The organism is Stenotrophomonas sp. DDT-1 (assembly GCF_001580555.1).
In the GTDB taxonomy this organism is placed as follows: Bacteria; Pseudomonadota; Gammaproteobacteria; order Xanthomonadales; family Xanthomonadaceae; genus Stenotrophomonas; species Stenotrophomonas sepilia.
Window position 1 is genome coordinate 35,610 of the sequence record NZ_LEKR01000002.1, and the last position, 13,669, is coordinate 49,278.

Annotated in this window: 16 protein-coding genes; 7 read left to right on the forward strand and 9 right to left on the reverse strand. The window is 67.0% G+C overall.

What is annotated here, in order from left to right:
- Positions 1–35: 35 nt before the first annotated feature.
- From cfa to AB839_RS01220, 3 genes are read right to left on the reverse strand one after another with little or no spacing between them, the layout of a single operon-like run.
- On the reverse strand, positions 36–1,151 hold the full coding sequence (gene cfa, locus AB839_RS01210; protein WP_061477996.1) for a cyclopropane fatty acyl phospholipid synthase: 1,116 nt from the start codon (positions 1,149–1,151) through the stop codon (positions 36–38).
- A 19-nt stretch (positions 1,152–1,170) separates the two neighbouring features.
- Entirely contained in the window at positions 1,171–2,052 is an 882-nt protein-coding gene (locus AB839_RS01215) for a DUF3298 and DUF4163 domain-containing protein (protein ID WP_061477997.1), read from the reverse strand.
- A 37-nt stretch (positions 2,053–2,089) separates the two neighbouring features.
- A complete protein-coding gene (locus AB839_RS01220; RefSeq protein WP_005417588.1) occupies positions 2,090–2,392 on the reverse strand; it encodes a GNAT family N-acetyltransferase in 303 nt (100 codons plus the stop codon).
- Between the two features lie 208 nt (positions 2,393–2,600).
- On the opposite strand from AB839_RS01220, the gene AB839_RS21640 reads away from it, so the two are divergent.
- Complete coding sequence (locus tag AB839_RS21640; RefSeq protein ID WP_162911592.1) at positions 2,601–2,762, forward strand: hypothetical protein; 162 nt, start codon at positions 2,601–2,603, stop codon at positions 2,760–2,762.
- A gap of 48 nt (positions 2,763–2,810) precedes the next feature.
- On the opposite strand, the gene AB839_RS01225 is transcribed toward AB839_RS21640, so the two are convergent.
- Positions 2,811–3,434 carry a rhomboid family intramembrane serine protease gene (locus tag AB839_RS01225; RefSeq protein WP_005417591.1) on the reverse strand — a complete coding sequence of 208 codons (624 nt, stop codon included), beginning with the start codon at positions 3,432–3,434 and terminating at the stop codon, positions 2,811–2,813.
- 7 nt (positions 3,435–3,441) lie between these two features.
- Complete coding sequence (locus tag AB839_RS01230; protein ID WP_061477998.1) at positions 3,442–5,007, reverse strand: oligopeptide:H+ symporter; 1,566 nt, start codon at positions 5,005–5,007, stop codon at positions 3,442–3,444.
- Between the two features lie 162 nt (positions 5,008–5,169).
- Here AB839_RS01230 and AB839_RS01235 point away from each other — a divergent pair, with 162 nt between their 5' ends.
- Positions 5,170–6,018 (forward strand): endonuclease/exonuclease/phosphatase family protein, encoded by an 849-nt coding sequence (locus AB839_RS01235; RefSeq protein ID WP_061477999.1) that lies wholly within the window; start codon positions 5,170–5,172, stop codon positions 6,016–6,018.
- A gap of 71 nt (positions 6,019–6,089) precedes the next feature.
- Here AB839_RS01235 and AB839_RS01240 read toward each other — a convergent pair whose 3' ends face one another.
- Positions 6,090–6,701, reverse strand: a complete 612-nt coding sequence (locus tag AB839_RS01240) for a superoxide dismutase (protein ID WP_005410310.1) — start codon at positions 6,699–6,701, stop codon at positions 6,090–6,092.
- A gap of 219 nt (positions 6,702–6,920) precedes the next feature.
- Here AB839_RS01240 and AB839_RS01245 point away from each other — a divergent pair, with 219 nt between their 5' ends.
- Both AB839_RS01245 and AB839_RS01250 read left to right on the forward strand, forming a co-directional pair.
- On the forward strand, positions 6,921–7,373 hold the full coding sequence (locus AB839_RS01245; protein WP_061478000.1) for a ribonuclease domain-containing protein: 453 nt from the start codon (positions 6,921–6,923) through the stop codon (positions 7,371–7,373).
- The gene (locus AB839_RS01250; protein ID WP_061478001.1) at positions 7,373–7,786 is read left to right on the forward strand and encodes a barstar family protein; all 414 of its coding nucleotides are present in this window, start codon (positions 7,373–7,375) and stop codon (positions 7,784–7,786) included. The genes AB839_RS01245 and AB839_RS01250 overlap by 1 nt, the downstream gene beginning before the upstream one ends.
- A 132-nt stretch (positions 7,787–7,918) precedes the next feature.
- Here AB839_RS01250 and AB839_RS01255 read toward each other — a convergent pair whose 3' ends face one another.
- Both AB839_RS01255 and AB839_RS01260 read right to left on the reverse strand, forming a co-directional pair.
- A complete protein-coding gene (locus AB839_RS01255; protein WP_061478002.1) occupies positions 7,919–9,679 on the reverse strand; it encodes a hypothetical protein in 1,761 nt (586 codons plus the stop codon).
- Between the two features lie 10 nt (positions 9,680–9,689).
- Complete coding sequence (locus tag AB839_RS01260) at positions 9,690–10,289, reverse strand: NfuA family Fe-S biogenesis protein (protein ID WP_061478003.1); 600 nt, start codon at positions 10,287–10,289, stop codon at positions 9,690–9,692.
- Between the two features lie 90 nt (positions 10,290–10,379).
- On the opposite strand from AB839_RS01260, the gene AB839_RS01265 reads away from it, so the two are divergent.
- The 3 genes from AB839_RS01265 (at position 10,380) to zupT (ending at position 12,050) form a co-directional block, all read left to right on the forward strand.
- Positions 10,380–10,730: a 4a-hydroxytetrahydrobiopterin dehydratase gene (locus AB839_RS01265; RefSeq protein ID WP_021203009.1), complete on the forward strand. Its 351-nt coding sequence runs from the start codon at positions 10,380–10,382 to the stop codon at positions 10,728–10,730.
- Positions 10,727–11,143 (forward strand): energy transducer TonB, encoded by a 417-nt coding sequence (locus AB839_RS01270; protein ID WP_005417613.1) that lies wholly within the window; start codon positions 10,727–10,729, stop codon positions 11,141–11,143. Before AB839_RS01265 ends, AB839_RS01270 begins: the two co-directional genes overlap by 4 nt.
- 97 nt (positions 11,144–11,240) lie before the next feature.
- Positions 11,241–12,050, forward strand: coding sequence for a zinc transporter ZupT (zupT, locus tag AB839_RS01275; protein ID WP_061478004.1), 810 nt, complete (start codon positions 11,241–11,243; stop codon positions 12,048–12,050).
- A gap of 347 nt (positions 12,051–12,397) precedes the next feature.
- Here zupT and AB839_RS01280 read toward each other — a convergent pair whose 3' ends face one another.
- Positions 12,398–13,372 (reverse strand): RluA family pseudouridine synthase, encoded by a 975-nt coding sequence (locus AB839_RS01280; protein ID WP_061478005.1) that lies wholly within the window; start codon positions 13,370–13,372, stop codon positions 12,398–12,400.
- Positions 13,373–13,669 lie beyond the last annotated feature (297 nt).

Genomic DNA, 13,669 nt, shown 5'->3' on the forward strand with positions numbered 1-13,669 from the left:
GTCGCCTCCGGCCCGCCCTCCCCCCCGCGCACCCTTTAGCGTGGCGCCACGTATCCGCCCGGCACGCCTTCCGGCGATAGCACCAGCTGCCACAGCTGCGCGTGCCGGCAGCGGAAGGTGGCCATCGACCCGGCCAGGTAGAAGCGCCACATGCGGCGGAAGTGCTCGTCATAGCGCGCATCCAGCCGTGGCCACGCTGCTTCCACGTTGCGCCGCCATGCCTGCAGGGTCAGGTCGTAGTCGGTGCCGAAGTTGTGCCAGTCTTCCAGCACGAAACGGCCTTCGAACGCCCGGGTGATCTGCGCCGCCGACGGCAGCATCGAGTTGGGAAAGATGTAGCGCGCGATCCACGGATCGGTGCGATGCCGGGAGATGTTGGTGCCGATGGTGTGCAACAGCAGCAGGCCGCGCGGCGACAGGCAACGCTTGGCCACCTCGAAGAAGCCCGCGTAGTTCTTGTCACCGACGTGCTCGAACATGCCGATCGAGAAAATCGCATCGAACGGTTCGTCCAGCTCGCGGTAGTCCTGCAATCGGATCTCGATCGGCAGGCCCGCGCACAGGTTCCGCGCGAACTCGGCCTGCTCCTGCGAAATCGTCACGCCGACGCCACTCACACCGTAGCGCTCAGCGGCGAACTTCAGCGCTTCGCCCCAACCGCAGCCAATGTCCAGCACGCGCTGGCCCGGGCGCAGGCCCAGCTTTCGGCAGACCAGGTCGAGCTTGGCTTCCTGTGCGGCGTCGAGATCATCGGCGTTGCGCCAATAGCCGCAGCTGTAGACCAGGCGCTGGCCCAGCATGGCCTGGTAGAGATCGTTGCCCAGGTCGTAATGACGGCGCCCGACCTCGTAGCTGCCCTGCCCCGCCTGCAGGTTGAACAGGCGCGCCTTCAGCGCATCGGCCACTTCGCGCCAGCCGTGCACCCGTTCATCCAGGTGCGCCTGCATCAGGTGGGCGAGGAATTCATCCAGAACGTTCGCATCCCACCACCCTTCCATGTAGCTCTCGCCCAGGCCGAGCGAGCCTTGGCCCATGACCCGCGCGAAGAAGCGCGGGTCATGCACCTGGATGTCCTGTGGCTGGGTACCGCCGATGCGGACCCCGGCTTCGTGGAGCAGGCCGGCGACCCGCTCCTGCAACCCTGTATCCACGTCACCTCCTCGACTGCGGTCAACCGCGTGCGAACAGCTCCACGTAGTCCTTGGCCACGTGCGGCAACAGCACCGCCGCCGGTACATCGGCGGTCTGGGTGCCGTCCGAGTATGGACCCACCTGGTACGGAGGGAAAACAAAGCGCAGCGCGGTGATCTGCCCCTTGTCGTCGGTCAGTGGCTGGAACTGGCTGAAATTGTCGGCCTGCGGGCCAGTACCGTCGGCGATCATGCGCGATGCGTTGCGCAGCGCTTCCTGCAGCTGGGCCGGGTCCATGTCCTCGCCGCTGAGGCGGGTGGCCACGCGTTCGCGCAGCTGGTCGGCGACGAACTCACTGATCACCTTCCAGCCCTTGGCATCGGCCACCAGCTTGTCGGCGCTGAGCATCTGCTGCTGCTGCGGCAGCCACACGAAGCGCGCCACCAGCGGTTCGCCATGGGCGCCGCCGGTATAGCGGCTGCCATCAGCACTGACCACCACCAGCTGCGGCGTTTCCAGCAGCTTCTCGAAGCTCAACGACAGCTCGTAGGGCATGGTCGGCTTGTCGTTGCCCAGCCCGTCCAGCGCCTGCTGCAGGTCGCTGCGTGCGCTGGTGGCATAGTCCTGCAGCGCGCGCGCCAGGCCGGGGTAGCGGTCGATACCCGCCGGGTAGCTGATGCCCACCACCTCACGCTCGTTGTTTTCGATCACGTCGCGCAGGTCCAGCGGCGCTTCCGTGGCCGGCGTCTCGCCGGCGGCGGTGGCTTCGGCGGCGGGCGCCGCGTCGGTCGCCGGTGCCGGCTCGCTTTCACGCTGGCAACCGGCCAGCAACAGCACGCCCACCACGCCGGCCAGCACGCTGCCGTGCAATGGCCGGTTGTTTCCAATCTTCATCGGGATCCCCTGTTCATGTTTGTACATCATCGCCTGCCATGGCTGAAGCGTGGCCCGCTGGCACTCAGCCAACGAGCAGGTCGTGGTACTCCTCGTGCCGCTGCAGGAAAGCCTCGGCGTAGGAACATGCCGGCACCACCTTGTACTTCTGCTCGCGGGCGAAACGCAGTGCCACGCGGGTCAGCTCACCGGCGATGCCACGGCCGGCGATCGGCTCGGGCACCTCGGTGTGGGTGATCACCATGCGCTTGCGCTTGATCTGGTAGTCCAGCACCGCCAGCTGTCCTCGCACACGGGCGGTGAAGCGGTGGTTGGCCAGGTCGTGTTCGACCTCGTAGGCCAGACCGGGGGGCGTGACCGAAGCCATGGAACTGTCTCCTGCGGCGACTGCGTGGATGGTGCGCAGCCGGGCGCCATGATCGCGTGAAGCCTGAACAGGGGCAAGTCCAGTCCATTCACGTCAGTTTTCGCCCTCAAGCTGGAGGCGGGCCGGCCGCTATCGCCTATGGAGGGGTACGGCCAGGCTGGCACGACCCTTGCGACCGTTGACCATGTGCACCACCGTGGAGGCTCCCATGCACGCCAGCGATTCCCATTCCGATACCGACCGCGCCCTGCTGGAGGGCCTGCTGCAACTGGCGGTGGAAGGGCAGACCGAGGATCAGGATTTCCAGCGCATCGGCGAGGAAGTGTTCGCCCGCCTGCTGGATACCTACGGCCACACGACCCAGGCCTGAAACCGGATACGCCGGGGCCGGATCCACAGGATCCGACCCCGGCACGCTTCAGCCGCCCAGGCGGAAGGTCGGGTTGGAGAGTTCGCGCAGGAAGTGGTTGAAGATGCTCGGCTGCATGGCCAGCATGAAGATCACGCCGAACGCCGCACCTGCCAGGTGCGCGCTGTGGTTGATGCGGTCGCCGCCGCGCTTGTCCATCCAGATGCTGTAGCCGACGTAGAACGCGGCATAGATGATCGCCGGTGCCGGGATGAAGAACACCAGGATGATCGACCACGGCTTGATCAGGATGAAGGCGAACAGCACCGCCGACACCGCACCGGATGCCCCGAGGCTGAGGTAGTTCGGATTCTTCTGGTTCTTCAGGTAGCTGGGCAGGATCGAGACCAGCAGCGCGCCAATGTAGAACGCCGGGTAGGTCAGGTAGCTGCCGGTCAGCTGCACCATCACACTCTCGATGAATCCCCCGAAGAAGAACAGGGTGATCATGTTGAAGATCAGGTGCGACCAGTCGGCGTGGATGAAGCCATAGGTCACCAGCCGGTCGTACTGGCGATGGCGGTCGACGGCCGGCGGCCACAGGATCAGGCGATCGGCCAGCTTGCGGTTGTTGAACGCCATCCACGACAGGATGGCGGTGATGGCGATCAACAGCAGATTGACAGGGGTCATGTCAGGCTCAGGCGCTACGGTAGTTATCGACCATACGATAGCGTTTCGCGTACCAACCGAAGGCCAACGCCGCGACGAAGGCGAAACCGGCGAAGAAGAACATCAGGAACGCCGCTTCGCTCAGGCCCGTACTGGCAATCCTGTGGGTCACGGCATCGTTGCGCACGGCAGCGTTCGACAGCAGCACCCACAGGTTGCCGATGGTGGTGGTCAGGTTCCAGAAGCTCATCACCACGCCCTTCATCGCCTGCGGCGCCTGGCTGTAGGCGAACTCCAGGCCGGTGGCCGAGACCAGCACCTCACCGAAGGTCAGCAGCGCATACGGCAGCATCTGCCAGAAGATCGACATGGCGTTGCCGCCGTCCATCACCACCTGGATGCCGCCGACCACGATCCAGGCCAGGCCGCTGAAGGCGATGCCGGCGGTCATGCGGCGCAGCGCGGTCGGCTCAAAGCCGAAGCGGCGCAGGGCCGGGTACAGCACCAGGTTGTTGAACGGAATCAGGATCATCACCAGCAGCGGGTTCAGCGCCTGCATCTGCGAGGCGGTGAACCAGCTCGGCATCTGCATCTGCTGGCCCTGCAGGACCCAGGTCGAGGCCTTCTGGTCGAACAGCGAGAAGAACGGCGTGGTCAGCGCGAAGATCACCAGCACGCGCAGCACCGAGCGCACGCCTTCCACGGCTTCGGCCGGATGCTGGCCACGGGCGCGGTCCAGCTGCAACCAGGTACCGCCACCGATGCCGGCGAGGATGGCCACCAGCGCCAGGCACAGGCAGATCACGATGCCCAGCGAGCCGACCAGGCCGAACGAGGCCGCCGCCAGCGCCAGGCCGAGCACGGCGATCACCAGGCCCGGACGGCCCTGGCCGGCCACGCGCGTGGTCAGCGCGGTACGCACCACGTTGGCGAATGAATGCGGATCCTTCGGCGGCAGCGGCACCAGCACGTAGCGCTTGCGGCCCAGCCAGAACACGAAGGTAGCAATGAACATCAGGATGCCCGGGATACCGAACGCCCACTGCGGACCCCAGTTCTTCAGTGCCAGCGGGATCAGCAGCGAGGCGAACAGCGAGCCGAAGTTGATGATCCAGTAGAAGGCGTCGAAGACGATCTTGGCCAGGTGCTTGTTGCTCTGGTCGAACTGGTCGCCCATGAACGAGGCCACCAGCGGCTTGATGCCACCGGCACCCAGCGCGATCAGGCCCAGGCCGAGGAAGAAGCCCTCGCGGCTGTTCTCGAACAGCGCCAGGCACAGGTGGCCGGCGCAGTAGACCAGGCTGAACCAGAGGATGGTGTGGTATTTGCCGAAGAACCTGTCGGCCAGCCAGCCACCGAGCAGCGGGAAGAAATACACGCCGATCATGAAGCTGTGCATGATGTCCTTGGCTTCACCGGCACGGCCTTCCGCAGTGATTTCCTGCAGCAGCAGCGAGGTGATCAGGAACTGCACCAGGATGTTGCGCATCCCGTAGAAACTGAACCGTTCGCAGGCCTCATTGCCGATGATGTACGGAATCTGGCGCGGCATCTTTCCTTGGCCGGCGATGGGGGCGACTGCGTCGTGGCTCATCCTGTAAGGCATTCCTGCAAAGCGAAAGGCGCAAGGTTACCGGAACCAGGACCTGCGAAGCACGCTGCAGGGCTGCATGACAACGGTGCCAATCCATGGCAGGCAGTGCAGGCCCTGCCGGAAGTCACGGCACCTCCACGACAAAAGCGTAAACTTATCGTTATGTGCCCCCTCGCCCCCGCCCGCCTCCTGCTCAGCTGCCTTGCGCTGTTGCTGGCATTGCAGGCGCAGGCACGGCCACAGGCGCCGGCCGCCGTTGCCAGTGAGAGCGAACCTCGGCAGCTGACGGTCGCCGCGCTGGAGCTGCCCAGCCGCGATGACGCGCAATGGAAGCAGCGCCGCGAGCAGGTCGCACAACTGCTGACTGACCTGCAGCCGGACGTGATCTCGGTGCAGCAGGTGCTGCAGCAGCAAGGCCGCAACCCGGCCTGCTGGCTGGCCAGCCGGCTGCGCTACAGCTGCGACTTCGTCACCGCCGACCCACCCAGCCAGCCACTGCGCCATGGCAATGCCATGCTTACCCGGCTGCCGGTGAGCGAGGACGGCGTGACCCTGCTGCATCCTCCCGGCACCTTCAGTGCGGCCGGCATGATGCGGCTGAAGCTGGGCGAGGCGCTGGTCAACATCTATGTGGCGCGGCTGCGCCCGGACCCGGACGAGGCCACTGCCCGCCAACACCAGACCAGCGACCTGATGACCTGGATCGGCGCCACCGCCGAAGGCATGCCCAGCCTGATCGCGGGCGACTTTTCGGCCAGCACGGTGGAGCTGGTGCGGAGCACGCCCGGCTTCCAGCCGGCACGGCGCAATCCCGGCGGCCGCCCCGAGCCGCCTGCGGCCAGTGGCGGCGGCGCCAGTGGCCACGGCTTGGACGTGCTGTTCCAGGTCAAGCACTTCGGCGGCATCCGCCAGCAGCCGATCCTGCTGCCCGCCGACGGCGACCTGCCCGGACTGCGCCTGGGCGTGTTGGCAACCCTGCGCCTGCAGGACGCTACGGCCACGGCGGAATAGGTCGTGCCGGGATCCTGCAACAGAAAAGGCCGGGGTCTCCCCCGGCCTTTCCACTCATCCCGTCACCGCGATCAGGCGATCGCTTCCTGGTAACGGCGCTCGACTTCATTCCAGTCGATGACGTTGAAGAACGCGCCGATGTATTCCGGGCGGCGGTTCTGGTACTTCAGGTAGTACGCGTGTTCCCACACGTCCAGGCCGAGGATGGGGGTGTTGCCTTCCATCAGCGGGCTGTCCTGGTTGCCGGTGCTCTCGACCACCACCTTCTTGTCCGGGGTCACGCTCAGCCACGCCCAGCCGCTGCCGAAACGGGTCAGCGCCGCCTTGGTGAAGGCATCCTTGAACTTGTCGAAACCGCCCAGGTCCTTGTCGATGGCCTTGGCCACGTCACCCACCGGGTTGCCACCTGCGTTCGGGGCCATCACGGTCCAGAACAGCGAGTGGTTGGCATGGCCACCACCGTTGTTGCGCACCGGACCCTGCAGGTTCTCCGGCAACGACTTGAGCTTCTTCACCAGCTCTTCGACCGGCAGGTCAGCGTATTCGGTGCCTTCCAGCGCCGCGTTGACGTTGTTGATGTAGGTCTGGTGATGCTTGGTGTGATGGATTTCCATCGTCGCCGCATCGATATGCGGCTCCAGCGCGTCGTAGGCGTAGGACAGCTTGGGCAGGGTGTAGGCCATGATGCATCTCCTGATTGCGAGGGCACCCGACGATGTCGGGCGGTGCGCCGTGAATGATGGGGACAGACCCGCAGATTACCAAGGGGGATGTAAAGGAAATTGCGTCCTGCCAGTGAGCACGACGGCAATTGTTACGCAGCAGTGACGCGGCGCCCTCCTCATGCGCCATGCAGCGCGCAGGCGCTACAGTGCGTGTACCACCCTCGCCCGCCCCTGCCCATGCGCAACCCCCGGCTGCTGATCACCGCCATCGCCCTGCTGCTGCTCGGCCTGGTCGCCAACCATTTCCTGCAGCGGCCGCCGGCGCCACAGTTCGCACCGGACCTGCAGGGAACACCGACCGCACGGGCCCCTGCCACGGCCACGCCCGGACGGGACAACGGCCTGCCCGCGTTCCTGCCCACCGAAGCACGCCAGACCATTGCCCTGATCCAGCGAGGCGGTCCATTCCCGCACCGCCAGGACGGCACCACCTTCGGCAACCGCGAGCAGCAGCTGCCGCAACGTCCGCGTGGCTACTACCGCGAGTACACCGTCGACACCCCCGGTGCACGCACGCGTGGCACGCGCCGCATCGTCACCGGCGGCGATCCGCCGGAGGCTTGGTACTACACCGACGACCACTACGAATCGTTCCGCAGCTTCACCGTACCGGCCCAGGGAGCGCAGTGATGAGCCACGATGATTTCGGCCTCGGCCTGCATGACATCAACAATGCCGGCGTCTATGCCATCGACAGCGATGACATCGGCGCACTGGCCGCAGCGATGCGCGATGCCAGCCTCAAGGTGATCCGCATCGATCTGGAGGGCGTGACGGACAAGCGCACCCTCCTCGCCCGGCTCGCCGCGCAACTGGATTTCCCGGCCGGTTTCGGCGGCAACTGGGATGCACTGTCGGACAACCTGCGTGATCTGCAATGGCTGCCGGCCAACGGCTACGCGCTGTTCCTGTGCGATGTGGACGCGCTGCGCGCCGCCGCACAGAGGGACTTCGACACCCTGCTGGACGTGATGGATGAAGCCAGCCGCGATTGGGTCGGCCGCGACGTCCCGTTCTGGGTGTTCCTGTCGCAGAGCGCGTAAGGGCAACGCCCTGATAGAGGCTGACCTTGGTCGGCATGGGCGTGCCCCCCCATGGATCATCCACGCATGGCGTGGATCTACCCGGCGCAGCTGGATGCACAGTAGATCCACGCCATGCGTGGATGCGCCGTCCTAGCGGCTCCCGTTGTCTTCCTGCAGTTCCTTCTTGAACGGGATGTCCGGCGGTGGTCGTGCCACGGCCGGCTGGTCCTGCATGTTGGGGTTGGTCAGGCCGCAGCCGCCACCGGCCTGCAGGATCGAAATGACGCAGGAGATCTTCGAGTTGGTGCCCGGCAACGGAATCTCCATCGCCTTGACGCCCTTGCGCACCCATTCGGCCAGCAGCGATTCCTGTGGCACCCAGTACTTGTCGAACGACGTCGGCGTGTAGTCGTACGGCGGACGTTTCAGCCATGTGCCCGATTGCGCGATGCGCTCCTTGCTCCAGCCGTCGTTGGCGCCACCGGGCGCACCGCGCTCGGCATGGCCATCGCCGTCCTGGCCTGGCACGCGCACGCTGCCATCGGCATTGAACAGGCCATTGCCCTTGCCGGCACTGCTGGCCTGGCGGGCGCCACTGCTGGCACCGTCACGGTTACGGCTGGAGGAACCCCAGTCGTCGCCCTTGGCAGGCGTGGCCCAGTTGCCTGGATTGGGCGCCGGGCGCGCTCCGGCGTTTGCCGGTGTGCTGCCGGAGGCCGACGGACGCGTGCTGCTGCTCGTCTGCGCCGCGCTGCCTTGCGCCGCAGCCGCAGGCGTCACGGAGGCACTGCCACTGGAGGATGCCGGTGCCGCCGCCGGTGCCGGGGCCACTTCACGCTCCCGCACCTGTACATCACGACCGGTGGGCGCGCGTACGGCGGGCTCACGCCCGGCCACCGCCGCCATCCGCACCTGCGGATCGGCCACGGCCTGCACTTCACGTTCACGCACCTGCACGTCCTGCTGTGGCACGCGCACCTGCATTTCAGGGCTGCGCAGCGGTTTGGGCGCGACGGGCGCTTCGACGATGCTGACTTCGCGTTCGCGCACCTGGATGTCACGCACCTGCGGCGTGCGCACGGCCAGTTCCGGGCTGCGCATCTGGCTTGGCGTCGGCGGCGCCTGCACCGGCTGCACGCTGCGCTCGCGCACAGCGGGCGTGCTGTCACGTGGTACGACGCTGACTTCGGTTCGCGGCACGCTGACCGGCGGCACCACGAAATCCGTGCTGGCCTGCGCCACCTCGGTGGCCTGGACCGGTGAAGGCGGCGGCGCGGCAACCGGCGCCGGCTCGGCTTCGGCTGGCGGAGGAGGAACACTGGCGGTCGGCGCGGATGCAGGGGAAGATGCGGCGGCTTCGGCAGCCGCCGGACGCGGGGCAGGAGCTGTGGCGGCGTCCGCCTGCTGCCCCGTCGCAACCCGACCTGCCGCAGCGGCCGCAGCGACTTCGGCGCCGGGCTGATCACCCCCGCCTTCCTGGGTCGCGCGGCCGACGAACTCCACCTGCACGCGCTCGCCCTCGGCGCCCTCTTCGTCTGGCGCAGTGGTGCGGATCACCGCCACCCACAGCAGGAGCATGAAGAACAGCAGGTGCAGCAGTGCGCTGATCAGCGCCGAGGTCCAGCGCATCCAGCGCTGGTCGCGCGGCGCAGCGTCCCAGTCCTGCCAGAACAGACGGCGCAACGCCTGCCACGGTGACAACTGCGGCGATTGGCCTGGCCGGCCGGGCAGCGGACGCGGCAGCAATACCGCAATCACTTCGCTGGCATGCAACGGCCGCGGCAGCGGCCCCAGCGAGCGCAGCCACAACGCCCAGCCATAAGGCAGGCGCGTGGTCTTCTCAAGGACGGCGCGGGGCTGCTGGCGCGCCAGCAGCAGATCGATGAGTTGCTCGGCCCGGGTCAGAGGCACGCGTCAGCGATCAGGCGACGTTGTCGCGCGGGATGTACGGCGCGTGGCCGCTGTCGTGGTCGGTCGCGTCGCGCACGGCGGTCACGCCCGGCACGCGGCCCATCAGGGTCTTTTCGATGCCCTGCTTGAGCGTCACGTCGGCCATGCCGCAGCCCTGGCAGCCACCACCGAAGCGCAGCAGCACCACGCCGTCGGCCGAGACTTCCTGCACGGCCACCTTGCCGCCATGCGAGGCCAGCTGCGGATTGACTTCGTTCTCCACCACCCAGTGCACGCGCTCGACCAGCGAGGCCGCATCACCGGGCGCTTCACCCTTGATGCGCGGCGCCTTGATGGTCAGCTGCTGGGCACCGGCGGTGCCGGCGACGATGTCGATCTCGGCACCGTCGAGCCAGCCAACGCTGCCGGCATCGACATAGAGGGTGAAGCCATCGCAGTCCACCGCCCACTCGTCGCCCAGCAGGTCGGCGGGTTCGGCGAATTCCAGCCGGGCGTCGGCGCGCGGGGTACCGGGGTCGACCGCGCTCAGGCGCACGCCCATGCCAGGCACGCCCTCGCGTTCGATCAGCTTGCGGAAATGGGTCTGGGCAGTGTCGGAGATCTGGATCATCAGGCTATTCTAGCCAAGTAAGCGTCAGCCGCTCATTCGGTTTATACACCGTCCGGCGCATTGTTCAGTCAACACGAGGTGGAGATTCCCATGGCCGACCTGATTCCACTGGCCCAGGCCCGTTGCGTGCCACGCAAAGGCAGCGACCACAAGCTCGGCGAAGCCCGCCTGGCCGAACTGCTGCCGCAGGTTCCCGGCTGGGAACTGAGCGAGGGCGGGCAGGCCCTGACGCGCACCTTCCGCTTCAAGGATTACTACGCCACCATGGCCTTCGTGAACGCGCTGGCCTGGATTGCCCATCGCGAGGACCACCATCCGGACCTGGGCGTGCACTACGACCGCGCGGTCGTGCGCTTTTCTACCCACGACGTGGGCGGTCTGAGCGAGAACGACTTCATCTGCGCGGCAAAGACTTCGGCCCTGACGGAGCAACTGCCATGAACGTACGCTTGCTGAGCCTGTCCCTGATCGCTGCGACCGGCCTGGCCGGCTGCGGCTCGTCCGAACCGCCGGCACCACCGCCGCCACCGCCGACCGAAGTCGCAGCGGTGAAGACGCCGCCGCCGCAGTACCCGCTTGAACTGGCCTGCATGGGCGTGGGCGGCACCAGTACGTTCAAGGTGACCATCGGCACCGACGGCAAGCCGAGCGAGGTCGCCCTGCTGACTGGCGCGGGCAACCCGCAGCTGGACGAACTGGCCAAAACCGCCGTGCAGGGCTGGCAGTTCAAGGCCGCGACACGCAATGGCCAGCCGGTGCCGGCCACCATCCAGGTGCCGGTCAGCTTCAACCCGCCGCAGCCGAAGCCGGACCAATGCTTCGCCATTGAAGAGCGCCTGCGTCGCGGCGGCTGATCGCACGCACCCGACGAGGCCAGCCGGCGCCCGCCTCGCCCTCGCCGCCCCGGCCCTGTCCGGGGCGGTTGTCTGTTGACCAGGACTGCGTCGGTAGATGCTGCAGATTCTCCCCGAAAACATCTGGATTGCGCTGGCGGTCACCCTCGCGGCCGGCCTCGCCACTGCGATCGGCAGCCTGCTGGTGCTGTTCTCGCGCCGCCCCAGCCCGCGCCTGCTGGCGTTCGGCCTGGCCTTCGCCGGCGGCGCGATGGTCTATGTGTCGCTGTCGGAAATCCTCAACAAGTCCATTGCTTCGTTCGCACTGGCCCATGGCGAGCGCACCGGCTTCACCTACGGCACCCTGGCGTTCCTGCTGGGCGTGATCGTGATCGTGCTGATCGACCACTTCATTCCCAACCCGCATGACAGCCTGGACAAGCAGGATCCCGCGTTCCGCGAAAACAGCCGCGAGTACCTGAAGCGGGTCGCGCTGCTGACCTCGGTCGCGATCACCGCGCACAATTTCCCGGAAGGGCTGGCGACCTTCTTCGCCACGCTGGAAAGCCCGTCGGTGGGCATGCCACTGGCCTTTGCGATTGCCATCCACAACATCCCCGAGGGCATCGCGATCGCGGTGCCGGTGTACTTCGCCACCCAGAACAAGGCCTATGCGTTCAGCGCCAGCCTGCTGTCGGGCCTGGCCGAGCCGGTGGGCGCCGCGCTCGGCTACTGGTTGCTGTCCGGGTCGCTGTCGCACGCCACCTTCGGCTGGGTGTTCGGGCTGATTGCCGGCGTGATGGTGTTCCTGGCGCTGGATGAGCTGCTGCCGGCCGCCAAGCGCTATGCCAAGGGTCACGAGACCGTTTATGGGCTGGTGGCGGGCATGGGCACGCTGGCGATCAGCCTGGTGCTGTTCAAATGGTGAGGGGTTTGCGGCCGACGGGCTGAGCCCCCTCGCGGCTGGTACGTCCCACAGTATCGAGAGGTCACGGGCGGGTATGGGCCTACGCTGCGGATGTCCGGGTCCGCCTTGTAGCGAGCCGAGCACCGCAGGTCCGGCGAGGGCGAAGAGGCGCGGGTGTCTGAGCGCAGCGCGTTCCGCGCCGTCCCTCGGCGGACCGAGGAGCGCAGGGCACCGGCGCGCGGCGCCGGCTCGCGGATGGCGGCGTGTTTCTTTGGTTACTTTCTTTGCACGAGCAAAGAAAGTGACAAGCCCACTCTCCGTAGGGAAGCGACGGCGCCGACCGAGCACCCGGCGGCGCCGAACCGCCGTCAGCGCAGGCGGTCCAGCGCCTCGACCAGCTCATCCGCCAGCGGCGCGTTCAGCACATACGGGCTCTTGCCGTCGTCCAGTGCAAACTCCAGCGAGGCCGCGTGCAGGAACAGGCGCTTCAGCCCGATCTGCTCACGAAGCCGCTTGTTGACCGCAGGATCGCCGTATTTGTCGTCACCGGCCACCGGATGGCCCAGATGCTGGGCATGCACGCGGATCTGATGGGTGCGGCCGGTTTCGATGCGCACCTCGCAGTACGACTGGCCGCCGCGGCGCTCCAGCACCCGGAAGTGACTGATCGATTCCTTGCCGATGGCATTGACCTGTACATGGCGCTCGCCGCCCTGGCGCAGGCCCACGTGCAGCGGCGCGTCGACGGTCATCACGCCGTCCGGCATGCGGCCGGCCAGCAGGGTCAGGTAGCGCTTGCGGATGCCGGCGCCGTGGTCTTCACGCAACAGCGCCTGCAGTTCGCTCAGCGCCGAACGCTTCTTGGCCACGATCAGCAGGCCCGAGGTGTCGCGATCCAGCCGATGGACCAACTCCAGTGTCTGTCCCGGGCGCAACGCGCGCAGGGTCTCGATGGCACCGAAGCTGATGCCGCTGCCGCCATGGCTGGCCACGCCGGAGGGCTTGTTCAGGGCCAGCAGCCGGGCGTCCTCGAAGACGATGGCCTGCTCCAGGCGCCGCATGAACGCCTCTGGCGGGGCGGCCTTGTCTCCTTCCTCACTGAGACGGACCGGCGGCACGCGCACCTCATCGCCCGCCTCCAGCTTGCGCTCGGCCTTGGCGCGGCCGCCGTTCACCCGAACCTGCCCGCTGCGCACCAGCTTGTACACCAGGCTGCGCGGGGCTCCCTTCAGCTGGCCGAGCAGGAAGTTGTCCAGGCGCTGGCCGGCGCGGTCGGCGGGAACGGTGATCATGCGCACGGAAGGCTTGTCGCCAGCGGGTTTGGTCGGGTCTTGGGCGGTCATCAGGCTGTTTATTCTGTTACACTCGGGGGGCGAGATAAGGGATTGATTTCGTTGGAAGTTACTCAGGGCCAGAAGCCCAGCTTCCGACGAATCCGGCACAGTGCGCGACCACCGCCCGCGGGGCGGCCATGTTAGCGGCTCACCGGCCTTCCCGGCCATCGCCGGATGCCTGACACGCAACCGTGCTGAACATGTCCCGCGTGGCGCTCCAGCCTGGCTGACAGCTGCCTGCGGCCCTGCAACACCCAAAACCCATAAGAGTGAAGCGCTCCCGCGGCCTGCCGTGGTGTCGTAGCG

Coding starts and splice junctions, on each gene's coding strand:
- AB839_RS01215 (WP_061477997.1), bottom strand. CDS start 2,052: ATGTACAAACATGAACAGGGGATCCCGATGAAGATTGGAAACAACCGG.
- AB839_RS01265 (WP_021203009.1), top strand. CDS start 10,380: ATGGCCGACCTGATTCCACTGGCCCAGGCCCGTTGCGTGCCACGCAAA.
- zupT (WP_061478004.1), top strand. CDS start 11,241: ATGCTGCAGATTCTCCCCGAAAACATCTGGATTGCGCTGGCGGTCACC.
- AB839_RS01220 (WP_005417588.1), bottom strand. CDS start 2,392: ATGGCTTCGGTCACGCCCCCCGGTCTGGCCTACGAGGTCGAACACGAC.
- AB839_RS01235 (WP_061477999.1), top strand. CDS start 5,170: ATGTGCCCCCTCGCCCCCGCCCGCCTCCTGCTCAGCTGCCTTGCGCTG.
- AB839_RS21640 (WP_162911592.1), top strand. CDS start 2,601: ATGCACGCCAGCGATTCCCATTCCGATACCGACCGCGCCCTGCTGGAG.
- AB839_RS01250 (WP_061478001.1), top strand. CDS start 7,373: ATGAGCCACGATGATTTCGGCCTCGGCCTGCATGACATCAACAATGCC.
- AB839_RS01240 (WP_005410310.1), bottom strand. CDS start 6,701: ATGGCCTACACCCTGCCCAAGCTGTCCTACGCCTACGACGCGCTGGAG.
- AB839_RS01245 (WP_061478000.1), top strand. CDS start 6,921: ATGCGCAACCCCCGGCTGCTGATCACCGCCATCGCCCTGCTGCTGCTC.
- AB839_RS01230 (WP_061477998.1), bottom strand. CDS start 5,007: ATGAGCCACGACGCAGTCGCCCCCATCGCCGGCCAAGGAAAGATGCCG.
- AB839_RS01260 (WP_061478003.1), bottom strand. CDS start 10,289: ATGATCCAGATCTCCGACACTGCCCAGACCCATTTCCGCAAGCTGATC.
- AB839_RS01270 (WP_005417613.1), top strand. CDS start 10,727: ATGAACGTACGCTTGCTGAGCCTGTCCCTGATCGCTGCGACCGGCCTG.
- AB839_RS01280 (WP_061478005.1), bottom strand. CDS start 13,372: ATGACCGCCCAAGACCCGACCAAACCCGCTGGCGACAAGCCTTCCGTG.
- AB839_RS01225 (WP_005417591.1), bottom strand. CDS start 3,434: ATGACCCCTGTCAATCTGCTGTTGATCGCCATCACCGCCATCCTGTCG.